This is a genomic window from Streptosporangium sp. NPDC051023, from assembly GCF_040689595.1.
Taxonomy (GTDB): domain Bacteria; phylum Actinomycetota; class Actinomycetes; order Streptosporangiales; family Streptosporangiaceae; genus Streptosporangium.
Window position 1 is genome coordinate 56707 of record NZ_JBFBCE010000041.1, and the last position, 22622, is coordinate 79328.

The 22622-nt window shown below is 67.8% G+C and carries 19 protein-coding genes; 14 read left to right on the plus strand and 5 right to left on the minus strand.

The features are described 5' to 3' along the window. Window positions 1-140: 140 nt before the first annotated feature. Window positions 141-371 carry a hypothetical protein gene (locus AB0395_RS25925; protein ID WP_366284809.1) on the minus strand — a complete coding sequence of 77 codons (231 nt, stop codon included), beginning with the start codon at window positions 369-371 and terminating at the stop codon, window positions 141-143. 119 nt (window positions 372-490) lie between these two features. After that, a complete protein-coding gene (locus AB0395_RS25930; RefSeq protein ID WP_366284811.1) occupies window positions 491-883 on the minus strand; it encodes a hypothetical protein in 393 nt (130 codons plus the stop codon). Window positions 884-1056: 173 nt separating this feature from the next. On the opposite strand from AB0395_RS25930, the gene AB0395_RS25935 reads away from it, so the two are divergent. The 8 genes from AB0395_RS25935 (at window position 1057) to AB0395_RS25970 (ending at window position 7308) form a co-directional block, all read left to right on the plus strand. After that, on the plus strand, window positions 1057-2001 hold the full coding sequence (locus AB0395_RS25935) for a hypothetical protein (protein WP_366284813.1): 945 nt from the start codon (window positions 1057-1059) through the stop codon (window positions 1999-2001). Between the two features lie 467 nt (window positions 2002-2468). Next, window positions 2469-2996, plus strand: a complete 528-nt coding sequence (locus tag AB0395_RS25940; protein WP_366284815.1) for an SUKH-3 domain-containing protein — start codon at window positions 2469-2471, stop codon at window positions 2994-2996. A gap of 289 nt (window positions 2997-3285) precedes the next feature. Beyond that, complete coding sequence (locus tag AB0395_RS25945; protein ID WP_366284816.1) at window positions 3286-3720, plus strand: SRPBCC domain-containing protein; 435 nt, start codon at window positions 3286-3288, stop codon at window positions 3718-3720. Further along, entirely contained in the window at window positions 3717-4055 is a 339-nt protein-coding gene (locus AB0395_RS25950; RefSeq protein WP_366284818.1) for a helix-turn-helix domain-containing protein, read from the plus strand. The genes AB0395_RS25945 and AB0395_RS25950 overlap by 4 nt, the downstream gene beginning before the upstream one ends. Before the next feature lie 218 nt (window positions 4056-4273). After that, on the plus strand, window positions 4274-5491 hold the full coding sequence (locus AB0395_RS25955; protein WP_366284821.1) for an MFS transporter: 1218 nt from the start codon (window positions 4274-4276) through the stop codon (window positions 5489-5491). A gap of 53 nt (window positions 5492-5544) precedes the next feature. Further along, window positions 5545-6357, plus strand: a complete 813-nt coding sequence (locus tag AB0395_RS25960; RefSeq protein WP_366284824.1) for an SDR family oxidoreductase — start codon at window positions 5545-5547, stop codon at window positions 6355-6357. 7 nt (window positions 6358-6364) lie between these two features. Next, window positions 6365-7126, plus strand: a complete 762-nt coding sequence (locus tag AB0395_RS25965; RefSeq protein WP_366284826.1) for an isocitrate lyase/phosphoenolpyruvate mutase family protein — start codon at window positions 6365-6367, stop codon at window positions 7124-7126. Then, window positions 7123-7308 (plus strand): hypothetical protein, encoded by a 186-nt coding sequence (locus AB0395_RS25970; protein ID WP_366284828.1) that lies wholly within the window; start codon window positions 7123-7125, stop codon window positions 7306-7308. The genes AB0395_RS25965 and AB0395_RS25970 overlap by 4 nt, the downstream gene beginning before the upstream one ends. Before the next feature lie 23 nt (window positions 7309-7331). Here AB0395_RS25970 and AB0395_RS25975 read toward each other — a convergent pair whose 3' ends face one another. Together AB0395_RS25975 and AB0395_RS25980 are read right to left on the minus strand one after the other, a co-directional pair. Continuing rightward, window positions 7332-8555, minus strand: a complete 1224-nt coding sequence (locus AB0395_RS25975; protein ID WP_366284831.1) for a serine hydrolase domain-containing protein — start codon at window positions 8553-8555, stop codon at window positions 7332-7334. Window positions 8556-8738: 183 nt separating this feature from the next. Next, complete coding sequence (locus AB0395_RS25980; RefSeq protein WP_366284834.1) at window positions 8739-9626, minus strand: helix-turn-helix transcriptional regulator; 888 nt, start codon at window positions 9624-9626, stop codon at window positions 8739-8741. Window positions 9627-9791: 165 nt separating this feature from the next. Here AB0395_RS25980 and AB0395_RS25985 point away from each other — a divergent pair, with 165 nt between their 5' ends. The 3 genes from AB0395_RS25985 (at window position 9792) to AB0395_RS25995 (ending at window position 18970) form a co-directional block, all read left to right on the plus strand. After that, window positions 9792-10745: an NADP-dependent oxidoreductase gene (locus tag AB0395_RS25985; protein WP_366284837.1), complete on the plus strand. Its 954-nt coding sequence runs from the start codon at window positions 9792-9794 to the stop codon at window positions 10743-10745. Between the two features lie 760 nt (window positions 10746-11505). Further along, window positions 11506-17625, plus strand: a complete 6120-nt coding sequence (locus AB0395_RS25990; protein ID WP_366284840.1) for a polymorphic toxin-type HINT domain-containing protein — start codon at window positions 11506-11508, stop codon at window positions 17623-17625. 994 nt (window positions 17626-18619) lie between these two features. Continuing rightward, a complete protein-coding gene (locus AB0395_RS25995) occupies window positions 18620-18970 on the plus strand; it encodes an SUKH-3 domain-containing protein (RefSeq protein ID WP_366284843.1) in 351 nt (116 codons plus the stop codon). Here the strand turns inward: AB0395_RS25995 and AB0395_RS26000 are convergent. After that, window positions 18965-19510, minus strand: coding sequence for an AAA family ATPase (locus AB0395_RS26000; protein WP_366284845.1), 546 nt, complete (start codon window positions 19508-19510; stop codon window positions 18965-18967). The genes AB0395_RS25995 and AB0395_RS26000 overlap by 6 nt on opposite strands. Window positions 19511-19960: 450 nt before the next feature. On the opposite strand from AB0395_RS26000, the gene AB0395_RS26005 reads away from it, so the two are divergent. From AB0395_RS26005 to AB0395_RS26015, 3 genes are all read left to right on the plus strand, one after another. Next, window positions 19961-20287 (plus strand): hypothetical protein, encoded by a 327-nt coding sequence (locus tag AB0395_RS26005; RefSeq protein ID WP_366284847.1) that lies wholly within the window; start codon window positions 19961-19963, stop codon window positions 20285-20287. Between the two features lie 4 nt (window positions 20288-20291). Further along, window positions 20292-21512: a hypothetical protein gene (locus tag AB0395_RS26010; protein ID WP_366284850.1), complete on the plus strand. Its 1221-nt coding sequence runs from the start codon at window positions 20292-20294 to the stop codon at window positions 21510-21512. Between the two features lie 253 nt (window positions 21513-21765). Continuing rightward, on the plus strand, window positions 21766-22622 hold an 857-nt coding region (locus tag AB0395_RS26015), incomplete at its 3' end, for an amidase family protein (RefSeq protein WP_366284852.1).

Sequence of the window (22622 nt, forward strand, 5' to 3'; positions counted from 1 at the left end):
GTGCGGGCGGGGATGCGGACTGCCGCTCCCCGCCCGCACCACAGGCAAGGCTTCGGCGCACCCGCGCCAATCCGCGTCTGACGAATGTCTCGAAGGGTGCGGCGCCCCTCAAGCCAGCCAACCACCTCCCTACTGCCGCATCATGCAACGTTCGCCCTGTTTACGACCTTGCGCAGGCGCTCGTCGGCGGCGTGCTTGTTTCGCCAGGTGATGTAGCGGCGGATCATGCCGCCCTGGGCCTTGTGCCCGGGGTGGCCGGGGTGGCCGGGGCCGTCGAGGGCGAAGGAACGCAGGGCGGTGAACTGGGCCTCGATCCGGTTGAGCCAAGAGGAGTCGGTCGGAGTGTAGGCGATCTCGACATTGCTGGCCATGCCCCCCAGCGACCCGGCGGCATCGCTTGGTGGTCAGGTCCGGGGAGAAGTTGTCGCAGACGATGGCGATACGAAGCTCGACCGGATACAGGCTGCGCAGGTAATCGAAGCCCACGCGGCTAACCGGGAGTCTGAGGCTGTGGCTGGAGAACTGGCTGTGCCTGGTCGGACGGATCACGGGGCGGTTCGTCGACCGGGACTGGCTCGCGGACACCAGAACGCTCTACCGCGTCCCCCTCGGCGTCCGGCACTCCTGACCACACTCGCCCGGCGGACCGGGGTTCACCGCGGTGACACGGTGTCCGCTCCGCGACCGCGCGTTCGACCCGCCGGGCCTCGTGTTCCAACTCCTGCGGGGTCGCCGCCTCGATGTGCGGCGCGGCCGACAGGTGCCCCGCCCTGGGCACGGCCCAGAACATCCGGGTGTACTCGCCGTACCAGACCGTCCACCACGGCAACCGCCTGGCCAGTTCCCACTCCGCCGCCACGTTGCCCGCCGTCCACTCGTCCACAGCGCGTGCCACCTCCGAATCGCCGAACCCGTCGGCGCCAGTAGAAGGCTCGCACGACCGATCCCGGAGGATGGCACCCGGCAGTTGCCTGGGATACGCCCGCTGTCCTCGGCTGAGTCTCCCGTTCCGGCCCGCGAGGAACGACGGGCACGGGTCGTGTCCGCTTCCGGACAATGGAGTTCACCCGCCGAGCCAGCCAAACCGCCGTCGGCCGCTCCACACTCGATCACCTTGAGGCCGCGATAACCGACATCGCCACGAACGTCAACCGGAGTGCACCGGCCGACGTGTTCACCGTGGCCCGCGCCTACCGGCAACGCGTAGACCAGCTCATCCGCAGCCCGCACACCCTCAAAGAAGGTCGCGAGCTGTTCGTCTACGCCGGTTGGCTCTCGCAGGAACTCGCCTGGCTGGCTCACGAGCTGGGCAACCCCGCCGCCGCCCGTGCCTACGCCATCGACGCCTTCGAACACGCCGACCAGGCCGGGCACGACGAGCTGTACGCACACGCGGCCAACGTCCTGGCCTCCATAGCGATTCAGGAAAAGCAGCCGGACCACGCGCTGTCGGCCGCCCGGAAAGGTCTGACCAGAGTGCCGAGCCGTCACATCCTGGCCGTACGGCTCAACACCCAGGCGGCCAGGGCCAACGCACAACTCAAACAGCGCGCGGAGTGCGAGTCACTGCTTCAGGCGGCCAAGGAGGCCTACGAGCGACTGCCCGGCCACCTGCCTGGACGCTTCGGGACCGATGGCGGTGCTTCGGCCACCACCCAGACGATCCCCAGCTATTCCGCCTTGGCGTGGCTCTCCCTCGGCGACTTCGACCGGTCTCGGAAGCAGTCGGAGATCGCCATCGCCGCATACGAGGCGAAGCCTGCCGACAGCCGGATCCCGAGCAGCGAAGCCCTCACCCGGATCTACCTGGGCATCGCCCTGGCCCAGCTCGGCTCCCCGGAGGAGGCCATTGCGATGGGTACGCAGGGCCTGAAGTCGCCACGCATGACGGCCCCCATCCGCTCCCGTGCGGCGCACCTCGACGACATTCTCATGCGGCGCTACCCCGGCATGAGCGAAGTGGAGGACTTCCATCAGCGTCGCCTGGCCCTTGCGACCTGACCGAGCACAAGAAGAACACACGAACTCGGCGGGGCCACGTGGCCCCGCCGAGACTCGTTACGCCCGTGCCCGCCGTAGCCGCTCACCGAAGGTCGCGTGCTCCGGCGTCGAGGACGGGGGGCCGCTGCTCGCCCCCTGTGGAAGGACCTCGTCCGGCCTCAGTACGTTCTGTCCGGCCTCAGTACGTTCCAGGGAAGGACGTCGCCGCCGGGGCGGCGGGCCGTCTGCCACGACACGGAGGCCACCCGCCATGCCGTCGCCGACCGGTGGAGCCTCGTGTTCGCCGCCGTGTCCCGTGCGGACGCCCGTGTTCCGGCCCTGCCGCACGCCTTCAGCGACACCTTCGCCCACCTGCTCACCACCGCCGTCTCCCCCGGACCCGCGGGGCCCGCCCCCGATGAAAGCGGGAACGCGGGGCGCCCGTGCTTCCCGATCGGACCGCGCGTGCCCGGGAAAACGTGCGCGGCGTGCCGTACGATCCGTGCGAGGAATCCTGCAAAACACTCACCAGGAAGCTTTTGGAGCACGATATCCAACCTGTTTGGGGTAGTGACCCAAAAGTCCGAACCGCCCTTGTGGCAGCAGGATGGAATCCCGGGCGACGGTTCGATGTGTCCGCATGGGTGGCCATGCTCAGATCGGCGGAGTTCTTCATAGGCGACCGCGCACTGCAGGTATGGAGGGAGTTCGGTCGTCTGCGGGTCACGAGCCCAGCGGATCGTTCCCCGCCGTCGTCGCTGCTGATCGACCCCGTTGACGCCTGCATAGACGCGCTCGATGAATCACACCGCCTGCGCGATCATTATGGAATCGACTTCTCCCCATTGGGAATGTGGTCCATCCAGTTCCGGACCTACATGGGGTCGGACAGCCGTGTGATCGCCGTTGGGCCGAAGGTGGTCTGGAAGCTCGGCGGAAGCTTCTCAGAAGCATTGGACTACGTTGTCAACGGCAACGGGAACCGCGCGACCGAAGCGGATTGGCTACAGCCGTAATCGTCCATCTCGGCTGCGGCCGAGCTCGCCGCGCCTCGAGAGGGGATCGGCGATCCCTTGGGGGGCCGGGCGGTCCAGGTCGGCGTGGTAGAGCGCCCGGGTGTGTTCTGATCCCTACGGCTCATCACAAGCCTCTGTCAATCGAAGGTCGCCGTCGCCTGGTCAAGCGCTCCCCTGCGTCGACCTCACGGTCGTTACGCAACACGAGGTTGCGGATAGCCGGTGCGACCACTAAAGTCATACGCAACCGATGGTTGCTTGTTGGAGGTCCGTAGTGGAGTTCGGAAAGTTGGAGCGTGAGATCCACATCGACGCGACACCGGAGATCGTGTTCGATGTGGTGAGTCGTCCCGAGCACATCAAGATGTGGTGGGCCGACGACGCGTCGTTTGAGCCTGCGCCAGGCGCGGTCGGCGAACTGATGTGGGGCGCCCACGCCGGGGCTGAAACGATCATGGTGGTCGACGTGGATTCGCCCCGCAAATTCGCGATCCGCTGGCTCGCCCCCGATGGTCAGTTGCCCGATGTGGGCAACTCTCTCCTGGTCACCTTCGAGCTCGAGCCCTCCGGTGACGGCACGATTCTGCGCCTGACTGAGAGCGACTGGCGGGAGAAGGGCTGGGAAGCCGCTGTGCTCGAGGAGGCCTTCCACGACCACGAGCGCGGCTGGGACGTGTTCCTGCCCAGGCTGCAGAGCTACGCCCCTTTCCTGGTGGCGCGATGACCGTCGCCGTCGACGACGAACTCTGGTCGGCGATCGGCGACCCGATCAGGCGCCGCCTGCTCGACCTGCTGCTCGCGGAAGGAGTCGGTACGCCGACCAGCCTGAGCGATCGTCTCCCGATCTCGCGCCAAGCGGTCACCAAGCACCTGGTCGTCCTCGATCGCGCAGGCCTCGTGCACGCGACGCCGATGGGCCGCGAACGGCGCTACGAAGTTGACGAGGCGCAGCTCACCCGCGCCGTCCGGCAACTGAACGAAGTCGGCAAGACCTGGGATGCGCGACTGAACCACATCAAGCGCATCGCAGAACAGATCCAGCGTCAGAAACGCGACTGACCAACAGGCCGCCAGAAGAGATCTCTGGCGACCTCCTCGACCGATGTCGGCACCCTGCCCACGTCGCACGTAGTGAAACGGAGTCTGATCGGCATGGTGCCCAGCGCACAGAGAGGACCGATCATGGGGCAGCCACATGTCCACGTCGAGATCACCGGGCCCGTCTGGCGATCCTCGGTAGCACCGGCGCGAGGGATTCCTCGAGATGGAGCAGGATCATGCAGCTGAGTACTCAGCTGGTAGCGCTAAGCCGGGGCAAGACAAACCTCGTTTTGGCCACGCTGTTCTTAGGCATGTTCGTGCTCGGCAGCGGCGAACTGCTCGTGGTCGGCTTGCTGAACCTGATCGCCGCCGACCTTCAGGTCTCCGTCCCTGTGGCCGGCGTTCTGGTGACCGCTTATGCATTGGGCCTAGCCATCGGTGGCCCGATCCTGACCGCACTGACGATCAAGCTGAACAAGCGGATGATCCTGATCGGCACTGTCATCCTGGTCATCCTCTGCACCCTGGTCCCGGTGCTGACCACCAGCTTCGGCCTGTTCGTCGTGGCGCGTACCGTCATGGGAGCGCTGCATGGTCTGTTCGTCGCCGTCGGGTTCGTGCTGGCGATGTCGATCGTCCCGCCGGAGCGCATGGGCCGGGCGATCTCTGTGGTCGTCTCCGGTCTCTTCGTGTCGACCGCTTTGGGCGTACCGCTGGGCACGCTGGTCGGCCAGGTACTGGGCTGGCGCGGCTCGTTCACCGCGGTCGCCGTGCTCAGCGTGATTGCACTTATCGCCACGCTGATACTGATCCCGTCCATGCCTAGCACCGGTGGCGGCGCGGGCAACCAGGCCAAGTATGCGTTCGCACCGCGGGTGCTCGCCGCACTGGTCGTGAACGTCGTGGCGTTCGCGGCAGTGTACTCGGCACTCACGTACATCGTGCCGTTCCTGGAGAACGTCACAGGCATCTCCGGCGCGCTGATCAGCTTGTTCCTCCTGGCCTACGGTGTGGCCACCGCGGTGGGCTCGTTCGCCGGCGGCCGGTTCGCCGACCAGAATGCCGCGCGCACCCTGATCGTCGGCGCCATCGGTGTAGCGGCCTCCCTGCTGGTGCTCTTCCTCGCCGGCACGATTGCCGTGCTCGTGGCGCTGGCGCTCCTGGCTTTCGGCTTGTTCGCCATGGGCATGGTGCCCTCGATGCAGTACCGCGTGGTGAGCCTGGCCGGCCCGGGTGGACAGCTGGCGTCCTCGCTGCCGGTCTCCGCAGCCAACGTAGGCATCGCGTTGGGCTCGTATGCCGGTGGCGTGGCGATCGGCACCTTCACCGCCTCGTCTGCGGTGATCACCGGCCTGATCATTGCGGTGATCTCCATCCCGGTCGCCTGGGCCACCGGCTTCCTGAAGCCTCCGGTAATCGCGGACGCGACAGAACTCGCAGCGGCGACGGTGTGACCATCGAACCTGCGTAATCATTCGGAAGAATCAATCACCTTTGGAGGACACACATGAGTGGATTGCTGCTTGGCGACAAGAACGCTGTGATCTATGGGGGCGGGGGCGCCATCGGCGGCGCAATCGCACGAGTATTCGCCCGGGAAGGCGCGAGGGTCTTCATCGCCGGACGGACGCAGGCGAAGCTCGACGCCGTGGCGCGTGATATCGCCGCCACGGGCGGAACAGTCGAGACCGCGCAAGTCGACGTTCTCGATCAGCAGGCGGTCGAGAAGCACGCCGATGCGATCGCGGCGACGGCCGGCGGCATCGACATCGCTCTCAACGCCGTGAGTGTCATGCACGACCAGGGGACTTTGCTGGCGGACCTCTCGCTGGAGGAGTTCATGCGGCCGATTGACGGCTTTCTGCGGACGCTGTTCATCACGAGCAAGGCTGTGGCACGGCACATGGGTCGCGAGCGTCCTGGCGTCATCCTGACTTTGTCCGAGCCGGGTTCCAAACTAGCTGTAGGCGGCATCTTGGGGCACAGTGTGAGCGCGGCCGGCAAGGAGGCCTTCTCGCGGGTTCTGGCCGCGGAGCTGGCGCCCAGCAACATCCGGGTGATCGGCATCCGTCCACACGCTGTCGTCGATGCGCCGGCAGCGGGTTCCTACACCGGGGACCTCTTCAAGCAAACCGCGGCAGCGGCCGGGCAGTCGGTCCAGGAATTGCTCGAAGGCGGGGGGATGGCGCAGGGGACGCTTCTGAAGAGGCTTCCCACGCTCTCTGAAGTCGCAGAGACGGCCGCGTTCCTGGCTTCAGATCGAGCTGGCGCCATAACCGGAACAATCGCCAATCTGTCCGCCGGCGCACTTGTCGACTGAGGCCGCTATGTCCGATCAGGCCGACAAGGCCAAGCTGCTTCGTTCCCTGCACATCCCGGGCGCTCCGCTGGTGCTGCCGAACGCCTGGGACGTGGGCAGCGCCCGCGCCGTCGTCGACGCAGGCTTCCCGGTGGTCGCGACCGCGAGCAACGCGATCGCCGCCGCTCTGGGCTACGACGACGGTGAGGGCGCCCCGAGCGAGAAGATGATGTTCGTCGCCCAACGCATCGCAGCCTCTGTCGACGTGCCGGTCACCGTCGACGCCGAGGCCGGCTACGGGATGGCGCCGGAGGAACTGGTCGAACTGCTGAGCGGGATCGGAGTCGTCGGTTGCAACATCGAGGACAGTGATCACGCCAACGGCGGCCTGATCGACGTCGATGTCCGTGCCACCTACATCGCGCAGATGCGCGCGGCCGCCGACCGTATCGGGGTGCCGCTGGTCATCAATGCCCGGATCGACTCCTTCTTCCCCACCTCGCCTCTGGCCGAGAATCAGAAGCGTGCCGATGCGATCAGCAGGGCTGAGGCGTACTGGTCGGCCGGCGCTGATTGTGTGTTCCCTCCCGGAGCCGGGCCGGACGACCTCCGGGCCATCGTCGCCGAGGTCCGCGCGCCGGTGAACGCCGGTCTTCCGCTGAAACGCGGGTCGCTGGACGAGCTTCGTGCAATCGGTGTGGCCCGGGTCTCCGTGGGGCCCCAGCTGTACCGGAGCGCACTCGACCACCTGCACACCGATCTCCAGCCTCTCTTCGAGGCACGGAAGTGACGGACCAGCTCGACTTCTCCCACAAGCCGACGCTCCACGGGGACTTCGTCGACCTCCGCCCGGTACGCGCCAGCGACGCACTCATTCTCAACGTAGGGTTGGACAACCCCGAAGTGGCGGCCCTGACCGGCAGTGTCAACAGCAGGACCGCCCCCGCCTACGAAGCCGACGAGCTCGAGTGAATCTTCTTTTGCGGGTCGCGGCCCTACTTCTGGGCGCAGAGGGCGGTGTCCAGGGCGGCGTTGACCTGATCGGCGGCGGCTTGTCTGGTGGGCATCGCGGTCACGGCGATCGTGGCCGCCCGGCCGTCCTCGGTGACGCCGTTACGGATTTCGTAGCCCGGAATGTCGCCGCCGTGACCCCACCCGTAGCCGCCGCAGCTCAGCTCGAACTTCATCAGGCCGAGCCCGTAGGTCCACTCGGCCGGGGATTCAGACGTCTTGACCGTCTGCTTCATCTGCTCAAGCTGCTCCGGCTTGAGCAGCTTGCCGCCCAGCAGCGCGCCCAGGAAGCGGTTGACGTCCCGCGGCGTGCTGATGAGCTGCCCGGCCGACCATGCCACGGAGGGGTCCAGCTCCGTGACGTCCACCGGCTCTCCGCCCGGCTCACCGGTTCTGGAGTGGTACCCCTTGGGGTGGGTTCCGCGGATCCTCTGCTCGCCGACACCGGGCCAGTAGGTGTCGCGCAATCCCAGCGGCGTGATGATCCGGTTGGTGATCTCCTCGCCGATCGGCCGGCCCGTGATCTTCTGCGCGAGCAGGCCGAGCAGGACGTAGCCGGTGTTGCTGTAGTTCCAGCCCTTGCCGGGGGCGAACGTCGGCTCGTGCGCAAGGCCCATGTCGAGCAGTTCCCTGGGCTCGGTGTATCTGTGCAGGATCTCGAGGAACGGCGGGAGGTAGTCCGTGTAGCTCGCCAGGCCGGAGGTGTGCTGGAGCAGCTGACGGACGGTGATCGCGCGGCCGTCGTTGCCGTTGTCGCGGACCAGATTGGGAAGGTACTTCTCGACCGGCGTGTCCAGGTCGAGTTTGCCCTCGCCGGCCAGCTGCAGCACGACCACGGCGGTGAAGGTCTTGGTGGTGCTGCCGATGCGCACCCGCCCGTTGACGGGAACCCTCGCCCGCGTGGCCAGGTCTCCCACACCTGCGGTGTAGTCACGGGTACGTCCGTCGCGTCCCCGTACCGCGGCCAGGGCGCCGGGGAAGTCACCGCCGCGAACCAGGTCGTTCAGACTCGTCTGTAAGGTGTCGGCGGGATCGGCCCGCCGGACGACCGCGGCCCCGGCCGGGGCGGTGGTCAGGCCGAGGGTGCCCAGTGTGACGGCGGCCGCGGTGGCCAGGACCAGCAGGCTCCGGCGCCTGGCGGAGCCGGACGTGGCGGAGCCGGGCTTGGCCGGCCGGGAGCAGACGGTGGTGGGGCGTGACGGCGACATCGGGGGTTCCTTCCTGGATCACTTGGTCGTGATGCCAGCAAGCATGTCGGCGAGAGCACCTCATGATCGATCCCGTCCACCGGAATCCGGGGGTACGGCCAGCACTACCACCGTGCCGGGTTCACTCCCGGCAATCATGACCGCCTTGACGAAACCCCACGCCACGACGCGGCCGGCTCGTGATCACGATCGGGACGACAGCAGACCGGCGTCACACGCTCCCGGGAATTTCTCGGCGTCCGGGACGGCCTGCGGGGTGGTGAAGATCCGCAGGCGCTGGTCGGAGGCGGGGGTGAGCAGCGTCTCCACGTCGAACTCGAGTGTCCCGGTCGTGGGGTGCCGCATCCGGATCCGGTAGTTGCGGTACACGGCGACCTCGTGCAGCGCCCACAGCTCGGCGAACTCGTCACTGCGCGCCCGCAGCCGCCGTACCAGATCCGTCGAGGCGGCGTCGCCGCCGCGCCTGGCGACGGCCGCGCGCAGGTCGGCGACCTGGTGGTGACTGCAGTGTCTCCACTCCTCCGCCGTGTACGGCTCCCGCAGCCGAGGATTGATGAACCAGGCCCACACGACGTTGGGGCCCTCACCGTCCACCTTGCACACGGGGTCGAACAGAACCTTCGCCTTTTCGTTCTGCGCCAGCAGGTAGCCCAGGTCGCTGACGACCTGGACCGGGGTGTCCCGCAACTGCTCCAGCAGGTGACGCACACCGGGCGGGATCGCCTCACCCGCGGGACGGGCGGCGGGTGGGTGGTGCCCGGCGAGCAGGTACAGGTGGTCACGCTCGTCGTCGCTGAGCCGCAGCGCCCGCGCGAGCGCGGCGAGCATCTGGACCGACGGCTGCGGGCTGCGGGCCTGCTCGATGCGCATGTAGTAGTCGGAGGACATGCCTGACAGCTGGGCGACCTCCTCGCGCCGCAGGCCGGGCGTACGGCGACGCGGCCCCTCGGGCAGTCCCACATCCGAGGGACGCAGTCGTCCACGGGACCGGCGTAGGAAGTCGGCGAGGTCGTCTCGGTTCATGTCGTTCATCACCACGCGGAACACCGTGCTCCACGCCAGGATTCCCACTTTCCATACCAGGATTGGCGGTCCTAGGGAAAACACTCCGCTTCTCAGCGATCGTGCGATATGGCACCGTCGTCCGCACGGCGGGCCGCGGGAGACGCGGCATGCCGACCACGCATCCGGTCCAGGGCCCATCACCGGCCCCGAGCGAATCCAAGAGGATCAACCGTGTCTGATTCGACTGCTTCCACCGGCGTTCCGGCCGACGCCACGTCAATCGTGTTCTCCTCCTACGGCGAGCCCGAAGAGCTGCGGCTCGTCGAGCTCCCCGTCCCCACCCCCGGCCCGGGGCAGGTGCTGCTGCAGGTTCGCGCCGCCGGGGTCAATCCGGTCGACTGGAAGATCCGCGCGGGCCTGTTGCAGGAGTTCCTGCCGGTGAACCTGCCACACGTCCCCGGCCTCGAGGCGGCCGGTGTGGTCGCGGCCGTCGGCCAGGATGTCAGCGCATGGTCCGTCGGCGACGAGGTCTTCGGCGCGGCCGTGGGCGCATACGCCGAGTACGCCCTCTCGGACGCCGACCGGCTGGCGGCCAAGCCCGCCGACCTGACCTGGGAGGCGGCGGCGGGGCTGCACTCGTCCGCCGAGACGGCCCACCGCACGCTGAACCTCCTCAAGGTCAGCGCCGGGGAGACCCTGCTGGTCCACGGGGCGGCGGGCAGCGTCGGCGGCCTCGTCGTCCAGTTCGCGATCGCGCTGGGCGCCCGGGTGGTCGGTACGGCGAGCGAGGCCAACCACGCCTACCTGCGCGAACTGGGCGCGGTTCCCGTCAGCTACGGCGAGGGCGTGTTCGACCGGATCCGCGAGGCCGCGCCCGAGGGTGTGAACGCCGCGCTGGACGCCATCGGTGGCACCGTGGCCGGTTCCGTCGACCTGCTCGGCGGCCCCGAGCGGGTCATCAGCATCGTGGACCCGGGAGAGGCGAACTCCCTCGGCGTGCGCTTCACGGGAGGCGGCGACGGCGAGGACCGTACCCCTCAGGCGCTGGCCCAGGCCATCGCCCTGCACACCGCGGGCACCCTGAACCTGCCCATCCGCGCGACCTTCCCGCTGGCCGAGGCAGCCGCCGCGCACGAGCTCAGCGCGCAGGGCCACGGACGCGGAAAAATCGTTCTGCTCCCGTGAGTCCGCCGGTTTTCCGGTCCTCGTGAACCCGCCGCCGGTCGACGGCGAGCCGAAGGCGGGTTCGCGATGGGTTCGCGATGAGTTCGCGATGCCTGGCCGACGCGCGGCCCCGGCCAGGCCGTTCTCGGCCGAGGGGGCGCCCCGACGCTCCGTCGTTTTCCAAACCTTCGAAACGATGGCGGATTCCGCGCCACCAAGAACGGATATGACACATATCGCCCTTTCGCCTGCGAACCGTACTTGTTTTCGGTAATCGAGAACGCCGTTTCAAAGAAGTCGACACGACAGATCACGGAGGGTCACGGCAGGCACGGACTGCGGGGATCCGGCGCAGAAAATCAATCACGGCAACAGAAGACCGCCGCGGGCAGGTCACCTCGACACCTCCTTCTTGGAACGCTCTCAAACTGATTTCCGGAAAAGCAAAGTTCAATATATCCGCAGCTCAAGCGGCATCTTCTCGCATCTTTCGCCTTATACCCGGAGCCGGTTCGACCAATTTTCACTCGATAACGAAACGTCATCGGTGAAACAAAGGCGTTGCGACAATCAATCTCGGATGCTTCCCTCGATACGTACCTGGATAGCTGATTTGTTCGCTACCGGTCCCTCCACGGGGGAGGTCTGAGCAATGCTCGCCATCAGTCGATTTCGTCATGCCCGGATTCTGATTCCACTGATCGTCTCGACGCTGGTTGCGTCGTTTCTCCTCGTGCCGGACATACCCCCGGCACAGGCGGCGCCGCCATCGGTTGCGCAGGTGAAAGCCGGTGCCGGGCCGGTCAACCGGCCCCTGCCGCGGGAGGTCCGGCCAGACAGGGCCCTGAGACCGGACGAGCGGCCTCCCGTCGTGCCCCTGGGTGCGACGGCGGAGGGCAAGCCGGTCAGGGTCGACGGGCGGCGGTGGTCGTCGCTGGCCCGCGGCGCGGCCGCGTCCACCGCCAGATCCCGCGTCACGTCCGGCGCGTCCGCAGAACGCCGGACGGCAGGACCTGCCGCCCCTGCCGTCACCGGCACGGCGCAGGAGGGGTTCGCCGACCTGTCACTGCGGCCCGGCTTCGTGCTGGGCGACACCTCGCTGGTGACCTACTTCAACACCGGCCAGGTTGATCCGTCGTGGACGGCGGCACGGGTGCGGCTGTACGACGCCGAGTCGCAGACCGAGCAGACCTCAACGCTGGTTCCGCGCCCGGACCTGCAGCGCTCCTACTGCGGCGGCGCGGGCGACCTCTGCCGCTCGTTCGGCTCGGCCGACGGCTGGGCGCTGGAGACCGGCAGGCAGTACTTCGTCACCGTCGCGGCGGTCTACGACGACGGCCGTGAGGTGGTCTCCGCGCCGTCGGAGCAGTCGGTTCCCCGCCAGACCGTCGACCCGCCGCCGATCCCGAACGAGCAGGCGGCCGGCTGCGGGTGCGGGAACGCGCTGGCGCTGACCGCGGCCGGGCAGGCCTCACGCGCCCTGGGCGTCAACACCGGCACCGGCGCCTACGTCCGCACCGAGCAGGACCTGGCGATGGCCTCCTACGGCCCGCAGTTCGTCTCCGCGCGCACCTACTCCTCGATGAACCGGGGCGCGAGCCCGTTCGGGCCCGGCTGGGCCTGGTCGTATGACATGCGGGTCACCGCGGGCGAGGACGGTGTCGCGACGGTGCGCGCCGAGGACGGTGCGCAGGCCCGGTACACCCCCGCTGACGGCGGCGCCTACAAGCGCCCGCCCGGTGTGCGCTCCACCCTGCGCAAGACCGGCGACGGCTGGGAGCTGACCACGCCCCGACAGGTCCGCTACGGCTTCGACGGCCAGGGGCGCCTGATCTCGGTCCGCAACGCGCGCGACGTCGGGGTGAAGCTGGCCTACGAGGGCCTGGGGGTGAACATCACCGACGCCTCAGGGCGGGTGGTCTCGGTGCGGATCGAGGGCGGCCTGATCCGGGAGATCAAACTGCCCGACGGCCGGAACGTGAACTACTTCTACACCGGCGACCTGCTGACCTCGGTGATCGACGCTCGCGGGTTCACCTGGAAGTACCGCTACCACGCCAACACCCTGCTCGCCCAGGTGGTCGACCCGCACAACGTGGCGATCGTCTCCAACGACTACGGCGACGACGGCCGGGTGACCGCGCAACGGGACGGCCTGGGCAAGCAGACGACCTTCGCCTGGGACGCCGCCAAGCAGGAGGCCACCACCATCGACCCCGACGGGGTGCGGCTCTGGGACGGCTACCGGGGCAACACGCTGGTCTACTCCCAGCGCGCCACCGGTGACTCCGACAACCACCGCTACGACCGGGAGCTGAATCGCGACCTGGTGGTCAACGGCAAGCAGCACCAGCACGAGGCGACCTTCGACGCCAACGGCAACCGCCTCCAGACCAAGGCGCCTCAGCCGCTCGGGTTCTCCGAGAAGACCGAGTTCGACGAGCGCAACAACCCGACCGCCCACACCGACGCCAACGGCCAGGTGTGGAAGGACACCTACAACGAGTTCAACGAGCTGGTCCGCAGCGTGGACCCCGAGGGCCACGACATCACGCACACCTACGACTCCCGCGGCCTTCGCGTCTCGACGACGAACCAGCGGGGCAAGATGACCCACTTCGAGTACCTGCCGCAGGGCGGCCCGAACGCGGGTCTTCTGAAGGCGGCGGTGTCGCCGTCGGGACGGCGCAGCGAGGTGACCTACGACGTCACCGGACGCCAGATCGCCTCGGTGGATCCGCGCGGCACCGTGCCGGGCGGCAACCGGGCGGCCTACACCACCCGTTACGCCTACGACGCCCAGGACCGGGTGACCAGCACGCTTGAGCCGGGCAAGAACGGGGCGTGGCGCAGCGGGTTCGACGAGACCGGCCGCCTCATCAGGCGGCAGACCCCGACCGAGGCCACCACCGACTACGAGTACTTCGCCAACGGGCTGCTCAAGACGGTCGACGACTCCCGGCGCACCACCACCTACACCTACACCGCCGCGGGACGGCGGGCCTCAACGCAGGCACACCTGCGCACCCGCGCCCCGATCACGACCACCTACGGCTACGACGGCAAGGGCCTGCTCAAGACGGTCACCTCGCCGCGCGGCAACGAGCCGGGCGCCAACCCGGCGGACTTCACCACCACCTACTTCTACGACGCCGACGACAACCCGATCCGGGTACGGCATCCCTACCCCGGCGGCGGGTTCACCGATCGGGACATCAAGGCCGACGCCCTGGACCGGACCACGAACAAGACCGACGAACTGGGCAAGCAGTCGGCCTTCGGGCGGGACAACAACGGCAACGTCACCGCCACCACCGACACGCTGGGCCGTACCACGCACATGGGCTACGACCGCAGCGGCAGGCAGACCGAGATCAAGGACCCGGCGGGCAAGACCACCCGCACCGAGTACGACTCGGCCGGCAACCGGATCAAGGAGACCAACGCCGAGGGTGGGGTCACCACCTGGACCTACGACGATGACGGGCTGCTGACCGGCGTGACCGAGCCGCGCGGCAACGTCGAGGGCGCCGACCCGGCGCGCTTCACCACCCGCTACGAGTACGACCAGGCGGGCAACCAGGTCAAGAGCATCGACCCGCTCGGGCACACCAGCACCGCCGCCTACGACGCGAACAACCGGGTGACCTCGGTCACCGACGCCAAGGGCCGCACCACGTACCAGACCTACCGGGAGGACAACCTCCCCGCCGCGTTCCACACCCCGGAGACCCCCTACAACCCGAACGACCCCACCGCCCGCTCCACCGTCTACAGCTACAGCACCGACGGACTGCTGGAGTCGGTACGGGACCCGCTGGGCCGCTACACCCGGATGGCCTACGACGACGCCGGACGTCTGATCACCAAGGCCGACCCCCTCGCCCGGCGGGTGGAGGTCACCTACGACGCCGAGAGCAACCCGCTGACCGCGATCACGATCAACGGGCCGGAGTGGGTGAGCCCGGATCAGCGGGCCAAACGCACCGTCGTCAACACCTACGACATCCTGAGCCGCCGCACCAAGGCCGCCCTGGGCTCGGAGGGACCGGCCTACACCTTCGGCTACGACGCCAAGGACCGCACCACCTCCTACGGTGACCCCACCGGGGTGCGGGAAGTCGCCTACGACGACGAGGACCAGATCCTCAAGGTGACCCGCAAGACCGCGGGCCAGGCGGACGAGGCGTTCTCCTACGGCTACGACGAGCGCGGCAACATCACCTCACGCGCCTACCCCGACGGCACCACGGTCACCGCCGCCTACGACGCCGACAGTCGGCAGACCGAGCAGAAGGTGACCGGCGGCACCGCCGGCGGGGACGGCGCCGAGTGGCGCTTCGGCTACGACGTGGCCGGACGACGCACCAGCACCACCCTGCCCGGCGGCACCGGCCTGACCGAGAAGCGCGCCTACGACGACGCCGGACGCCTGACCCGCATCGCCGCCGCACGCGGCGACGATGCCCCGGTCTCGGCGTTCGACCTCACCCTCGACCAGGTCGGCAACCCGACGAAGGTCGTCACCACTCGCGGCACCGCCAGCGAGTCGGTGTCCTACGCCTACGACACCGTCGACCGGGTCACCTCCGCCTGCTACTCCGCCACGAGCTGCGCCACCGGCTCACAGACGGCCGGGCGGATCGACTACACCTACGACCTGGTGGGCAACCGCCTCAGCCAGAAACGCACCGGTACCGCGGGCAACGACACCACCACCTACGCCTACGACGACGCCGACCAGCTCGTCCGCGAGACCGTGGCCCGGCCCGGCGGCAGCACCGCCCGCGACTTCGCCTACGACGTCAACGGCAACCAGATCCGTGCGGGCGCCGACCGGTTCGAGTACAACCTCGACAACAGCCTGGCCAAGGCCACCGTCAACGGCAACACGTCCACTTTCAGCTACGACGCCACCGGGCTGCGCCTGTCGGCGACCAGCGCGGGAGCGGAAGGCACGGTCTCGGCCGTCCAGCGCTGGAGCTGGGACGTCAACGGCACCCTGCCGCAGATCGCCCTGGACACCACCACCAACGCGGGCGGCGCCGTCGTCGAACGGCAGGGCTTCACCTACGGCCCCGACGACGAACCGCTCGCCCTGCTCGCCACCGGCGGCGCCCACTCCTACACCCACGACTGGCTCGGCGGCACCGCCAACATGGTCTCGGCGACCGGGCAGGTCGAGGCGGGCTACGACTACGACCCGTTTGGCAACCCCCGAACCGGCACCACTCTGACCGCCACCACCGCCGGGCAGGGGACCCCGCCGCCGGGAGGGGCGGGAGCCGCCGGACAGAGCGGATCCGGAGCGCCCGGCGGGAGCGCCACGACGGCGGCCCCGAACAACCCGCTGAGGTTCACCGGCGCCTACCAGGACCAGACGACCGGCAACGGCAACTACTACCTGCGCGAACGCAACTACAACCCCGGCACGGGCCGCTTCACCGCCACCGACCCCAGACCCACCGGCTCCGCCGCGACCTCCGCCTACACCTACGCCTCCAACAACCCCCTCGTCTACACCGACCCCACCGGGACGATGCCCGACAACGGGCCGACCGACGGTGGGACCGCCCCCGGCCAGGAGGCCGACCCGGGCCCCAGCCCCGAGGACATCGCCAAGGCCCAGCAGCTGCAGAACAAGAGCGTGCTGGACGTCATCCTGGAGGCGGGCGGCCAGATCCTCATGGAGATCATGGGGATCAACGATGTCCTCAGCTGCCTCAAGGGCGACATCGGCTCCTGTGTGATGGCCGTGATCGGGTCGCTGCCCTGGGGCAAGATCTTCAAGGCCAAGAAGATCGCCGAGGCGATCTGGCGCGCGGGCAAGGCCGTACTCACCTTCTTCGAAGAAATCAAGTGGGCCAAAGCCATCCTCCGCGGCGCCGAACGCGCCGCCGAGGCAGCCAAGGCCGCGGCCGCGAGAGCCGCCAGGGCAGCGGCCGAGAAGGCGGCCGCGGCCAAGGCGGCAGCCGAGGCCTACGCCAAGAAGGCCGCCGCAGAAGCCGCCGAACGAGCCAAAGCCGTCGCCGCCAAGGCCAAGGCCAAGACCAAACCCCAGGCGGCCCCGGCCAAGGCCCACGTCGAGGCTCCGAGCTGCCCGAACAGCTTCGTCACCGGCACCCTCGTGCTCATGGCCGACGGCACCACCAAACCCATAGAAAAGGTCGACCTCGGCGAACAGGTCGTCGCCACCGACCCCGAGACCGGTGTCACCACGGCCAAACCCGTGGTGCGCCTGATCTTCGGCGAAGGCGAGAAGAACCTGGTTCGCATCACCGTCGACACCGACGGAGCCAACGGGGCGGCCACCGACCAGCTGGTGGCGACCGACGGTCACCCCTTCTGGGTCGAAAGCGAACACGCGTGGCTCAAGGCCGGCGAGCTCCAGCCCGGCATGTGGCTGCGCACCAGCGCCGGAACCCACGTCCAGGTCACCGCGGTCAAGAAATGGACCGCCCACGAACGCGTCCACAACTTCACCATCGCCGACATCCACACGTACTATGTGCTCGCGGGGGCCACGCCGGTCCTGGTTCACAACTGTGGGCCTGGTGACACGACGCCGCTTTATCGAACTTCTCCCATCGAGCACGGTGACTCGGAGCTCAATGACGGCCTGAACCATGCGAACTTTCCGCGAACTGATGACGGCTCCTATGATGGGGCTGCACATTTCGGGAATGAGAAAACCGCATCTGAATGGGCTAAGGGGTCAGTTGATACTCACGGAACTGGCTTTAGGGTCGATGTTCCGAATGGGTGGCTTCGAGGGCACATCGATGCTGGAAGAATTGAGGAATGGGAGGGTATGACTGACGAGCACATGGAGTACGTGATTCCCAGGGAGCTGTTTGGTGAGTTCAACTCCTTTCCTCGATCCCCTTGGAGCGGCCGGTGATTGACCCCTCTGATCGACTAGAGAAGTGGCAGCTTGTTCGCGCCACTGTCGTGGCCAAGATGCCGTATGGGCTCAGGGCAAGGGTGCCATCGGGAGAGATTGGCGTTGTGGATCGAGTGCTGATCCATGACCTCCCCTTGGGGGAAGCCGAGTGGCCCAGTGTGGGTGCTGAGATCCTGGTGGTATGTGGTGGATATACCAGCGGTGGGCAACTTCGTCTGAGTTCTCGCGAGTCGGATATCGACATCGCGAAGACAAAGATGAAGAATACCCAGGCGAAGCATGACTGAATACCGCAGCTGATTGGTTCTCTCTGAACCACTGGGCCCCGCCGGCATTTTGTCCGGCGGGACCCAGTGGCTGTCTGACGGCAGTAGTTGACGGCAACGAGAGCATCGCGGCGAACGGCCTGGACTCCAGCGCCGCGAGGGCCGCTTCAAGCCGCGGCAGTGTCGCCCAGCCGGGGAACTTCTTCACCTACCGTGTGGCGGGCGGCAACGACCCGAACCTCAGCGTCGCCGCCCAATGGGGCGTCATCAGGAACGGTGAGGCCAGATCCGGTGCGTCGGTCATGATCACCCGAATGTGCAAATGCGCCTTCGACCGGCTCGTCGAGGAAGGGCACATCACCACCAAGGTGACGGGAGAGGGGATGCCCGAGGAGACTATCTTCGGTCCAGGGGCACTTCCCTGCCCTCTGGCTGTTCGACGAGCGGTACAGGCGTTCCTCGAGGAGCGCGCTCGCCAGGCTCGAGGACCGTGCGTGGCGGGACGACGTCGACCTTCTGACCGCCGAAGGCCTTGGCGCGCTTGACGCGATGGCTCGAAGGGCGGGTGAATGCGCCGACGCGGTCAGGACGGTCAGCGCCGTCGAGAACATCCGCGAGGAGTTCCCCGCGGTGATCCGGGACCGGAGACGGTCGCCCTGAGGTCGGAACTCTCCGTTCTCAACAATCAAGGAAGGGCCGCTCCCGCGTCATGCTTGAAGGTGAAGATGGCTTCCCAGACCGCCGAGAACTTCGCGTCGGAGTTCGACGGCCTGAGCATCGGCTACCCGAAACACGTCTCCGCGGGAAGGCAGGACCGATGCCTCCTCGACGCCGCGCTCGCCACGAGGTCGATCCACCCCGCGACGGTCCACTCCTATGAGTGGCGGGTGTCGGAGACACTGTGCCCGGTGGGGACCGCCGCCTCCTCCCATCTGACTCTCATGATCACGCCATCCGGGCGGCTCTACGGCGGCTACGACGCTTGGCCGACCGTCCTCTCGTCCGGCTATGGAGCATGGACGGGCGCGACGAGCCCTAAACAAGTGGCTCCGACGCGGTCCGCGGTCCGGTCATGATGCGGCTTCGAGCTGCTTCTTGACCGCCGCCACCCGGTCCGGCAGCATGCCCGGAGAGATCGGCACGCACTCGTAGCCGAGTGAGATGTAGGTGTCCTGGTGAACCTGCTCGAATCGCAGCGACTCCTCGAAGGTGATCAACCGCGCGTCGGTCGGTGTGACGAACCCAAGATTTTGGATGAAGAAGACCTCCTTGGCATAGATCTGCTGAGCTTGGATGCGTTCCAATTCGCGGGACAAGGCCGGAGAGACGGGATGGCCGAGATAAGTGGCCAGGGCGTAGGTGCAGACGGGTGATCGATCGTAGATCTGTACATCGCCGGGAAGGGCCGCGGCCTGTTCTTGCCGTCGGCGCTGCAAGGTAGCGATCGCATCCACGAAGGACGGCTTCGTCCACGGCTCGGGTTCACCCTGGGCCTGTTGCAGGGCGATGACATCTGTCGCCGCCTCCTCGACGACGGCGTAGCCGTCGTACTCCAGCCAACGCAGGATCGCCGTCTTCCCGGCTCCAGGGGTGCCGGTCAGGATGTAGCGCTTCATCAATCGCCCCCGCATGTCTCGGACATGGGCGCCGCCCAGCCCGACTTTGTCAGATGGTGTCATCGGCAGTCGCCTGGAGGGGCGCGTCCCACGTTCCGGCCCGCGACAGGAGCGAGGGCCTCAATGATCCGTGTGTAACGACAAACCTCGAGATCTTCTTGACCGTACTCTACGTAAAGATCGACGACGAGATCGCCGGGATCCGGCGGATGGGCCGACCAGCACAGCTCAGCGACTCCGAAGCCGGGGCGATTCACTCTGGAGTCGCCCCGCATGACCGCCCCGATCCGCGCACGGTACTCCGGCGATCCGGCGCGACCGTTGTCGCCGGATGGCCGGAGCAAGAGTCGCCTGCCGCCTGACGTCACATACATGATCGCCTTCCGTCGTTGACCCAGCGGCCACGTCTCGTTCACCGGAAAGCTGATGGTTGTTCGTATTCTCCGATTCGTGCCACCAGAGAACCAGGAGCAGGTCCTGCGGGTCGACCATGACAGCCTGCGCTCCAGCGCCATCACCATCCAGAAGGTCGCCGACAGGCTCGAGGAGCTCCTCCGGCACACCTTCGCCACGGCCTCGGTCCGGTCCGACGGCGACAGCGGCGCACCGGGCGCCGAGTTCGACGAGGAGTACGACGGCATCCTGCATCATGCGCCGCAGGCGTACGCGGCGCTGATCGGCCACCTGAACGGGATCGCCGACAAGATCACCGAGGTTTCCGCCAACCACCGCACCGGCGAGGCGGCCACCATCGCCTCTGTCCGGCGGGACGCGTGAGCCGATGGAACTGTCCGGTGCGCTGGCGTCGATGTACGCTCTGCTCAAGGACGTCGCGCCGCTGCCCGACGACGACGACGAGGCTGAGCGGCTGGCGGTAGGCAGAGCCTGGAGCGAGCTCGGCGGCGAACTACGCAAGACCGCCAAGCAGATCGAACCCACCGCCGAACACCTCACGGCCACCAACCAAGGTACCGACACGGACGCCTTCCAAGCCATGTGGCACGGCGAGGAAGGGCCGAGCCGCAGACTTGCGGCGGGCGCGACGGTCGCGGACCTGACCGCCGCGGGCACCATGGCCGTCGTGGTGCTGCGGGCCGCCTGGAAACTGCTCGTCCTCTACCACCTGGCGGTGCTCGCCGTGGCTTTGGCCCGCGCCCTGGCGGCGGGCCCCCTGGGGTACTTCATCTGGGCATCACGGCTGGTGGGGGTACGGCTGGCACTGCGGACCCTGCTGCTCCAGGCGCGCAAGCACATCGGCGAGGTGGTGATCGGCACCCTGGTCAGGGCCAAGGGAATCCTGACCGGACCGCTGTTCCTGATAGGTCCGGTGTACCCCGCCGGACTCGTACTCCAGTACCTCACAGCGTACGGCCTCGAACCGTCCGACGAGGAGGCGCGCAGGAAGACCGAGGAACTGCTCGCCCAGACTCCCATGGGGCGCGAGGCGCTGGCCTGGGCGCGGGAGCACGGCGTCACCGTTCTCTTTCACAAGGGTGAGATCGGCAACCTGAGCGAAAAAACCCGGACAGCCGGGAACTACAACGACGGGTTAGATGTCCTGAGAATCGGGCTGACGGATCAGCGGTCGCCGGAGGACCTGGCTGAGACCTTCGTGCACGAGGTCAACCACGCCCGCAACCAGAACACCCCCGATCCTTTGCGGATGGGACGGCAGGAATACATCGAGGCGGCGATCGCCGAAGAGGTCGAAGGAAACGTCAAGAAGCACGAGTTCGCCCAGCAGCTGGCCGAGATCCGGAACCCGGGCGTCACCGTGCTCGACACGTATCGCAGTGCCTACGAAAACGCGATCAACAAGGAGACGCAAAACCGCATCCTGGCCAAGCAGCCACCTCTGACCGGCGGGGAGGAGCATCGCATCGGGGATCAGGCCGCCCGCGCCGCGCTCCGCGAGGAGTGCATCGCGGCGGGATACGAGAAAAATTACGGCACGGAATGGGACCGGCGCCAGCTGCTCCTCCTGAACCCCGACAACTGGTAAGTGTAGCGGCGGCCTCGGCGATGTCGGGCGGGTCGACGATCCGTCAATCGGACTGGGTGACGACGGCCGTGGGCGCCGCTCACGTAGCCGTCGCAACCTCCGGGAACGGCGGACGCCTGGTGCACGTGTCCAGCGATTTCGCGCGGCGCCCCGCCGGGACCGACGATTGACCACAACAAAACAGGCTCAATCCAACAAAAGCCTGAATCAGCAATATTTTCATCAGAAAGCATGATCGCTAAGCTGATCATCCATGACCCCCACACACCCCGCGCGATGGCTGGCCGCGATGACACTCGCCGTCGGACTGTCCGTGGCCGCCCCGGCGCACGCTCACGAGGCGGCCACGCCCCCCGCAGGCACCCTCCTGCGCGGACTGGACCTCGACCGCGCGACCGTCCTCGACATGCAGCGCGCCATGGACCGGGGACGCTTCGACTCGGCGACGCTCACCCGGTTCTACCTCGACCGCATCCGCGCGGTCGACCCGCTGCTGCACGCGGTCATCGCGACCAACCCCGCGGCGCTGCGCGAGGCCGAACAGAGCGACCAACGGCGGCGCCGCGGCGCGCACGGCCCCCTGGAGGGCATTCCGGTCCTGCTCAAGGACAACATCGACACCACCGGGCAACTCCGCACGACCGCGGGCTCACTGGCGCTGCTCGACTCCCGCCCGGCCCGTGACGCCTTCCTGGTCCAGCGGCTGCGCGCGGCGGGCGCGGTGATCCTCGGCAAGGCCAACCTGTCGGAATGGGCCAACTTCCGCTCCAGCCCCTCCTCCAGCGGGTGGAGCGCCGTCGGCGGCCAGGTCAACAACCCCTACGTCCTGGACCGCAACCCCTGCGGATCGAGCAGCGGCTCGGCGGTCGCCGCCGCCGCGAGCCTGGCCGCGGTCACCATCGGCACCGAGACCGACGGCTCGATCGTCTGCCCCGCGGGGCTCAACGGCGTCGTCGGCGTCAAGCCCACGCTCGGCCTGGTCAGCCGCGCCGGAGTGGTCCCGCTCTCCCTGGCGCAGGACACCGCGGGCCCCATCACCAGGAACGTCACCGACGCGGCCGCCGTGCTCTCGGTCATCCAGGGCGTGGACCCGCGCGACCCGGCCACCGT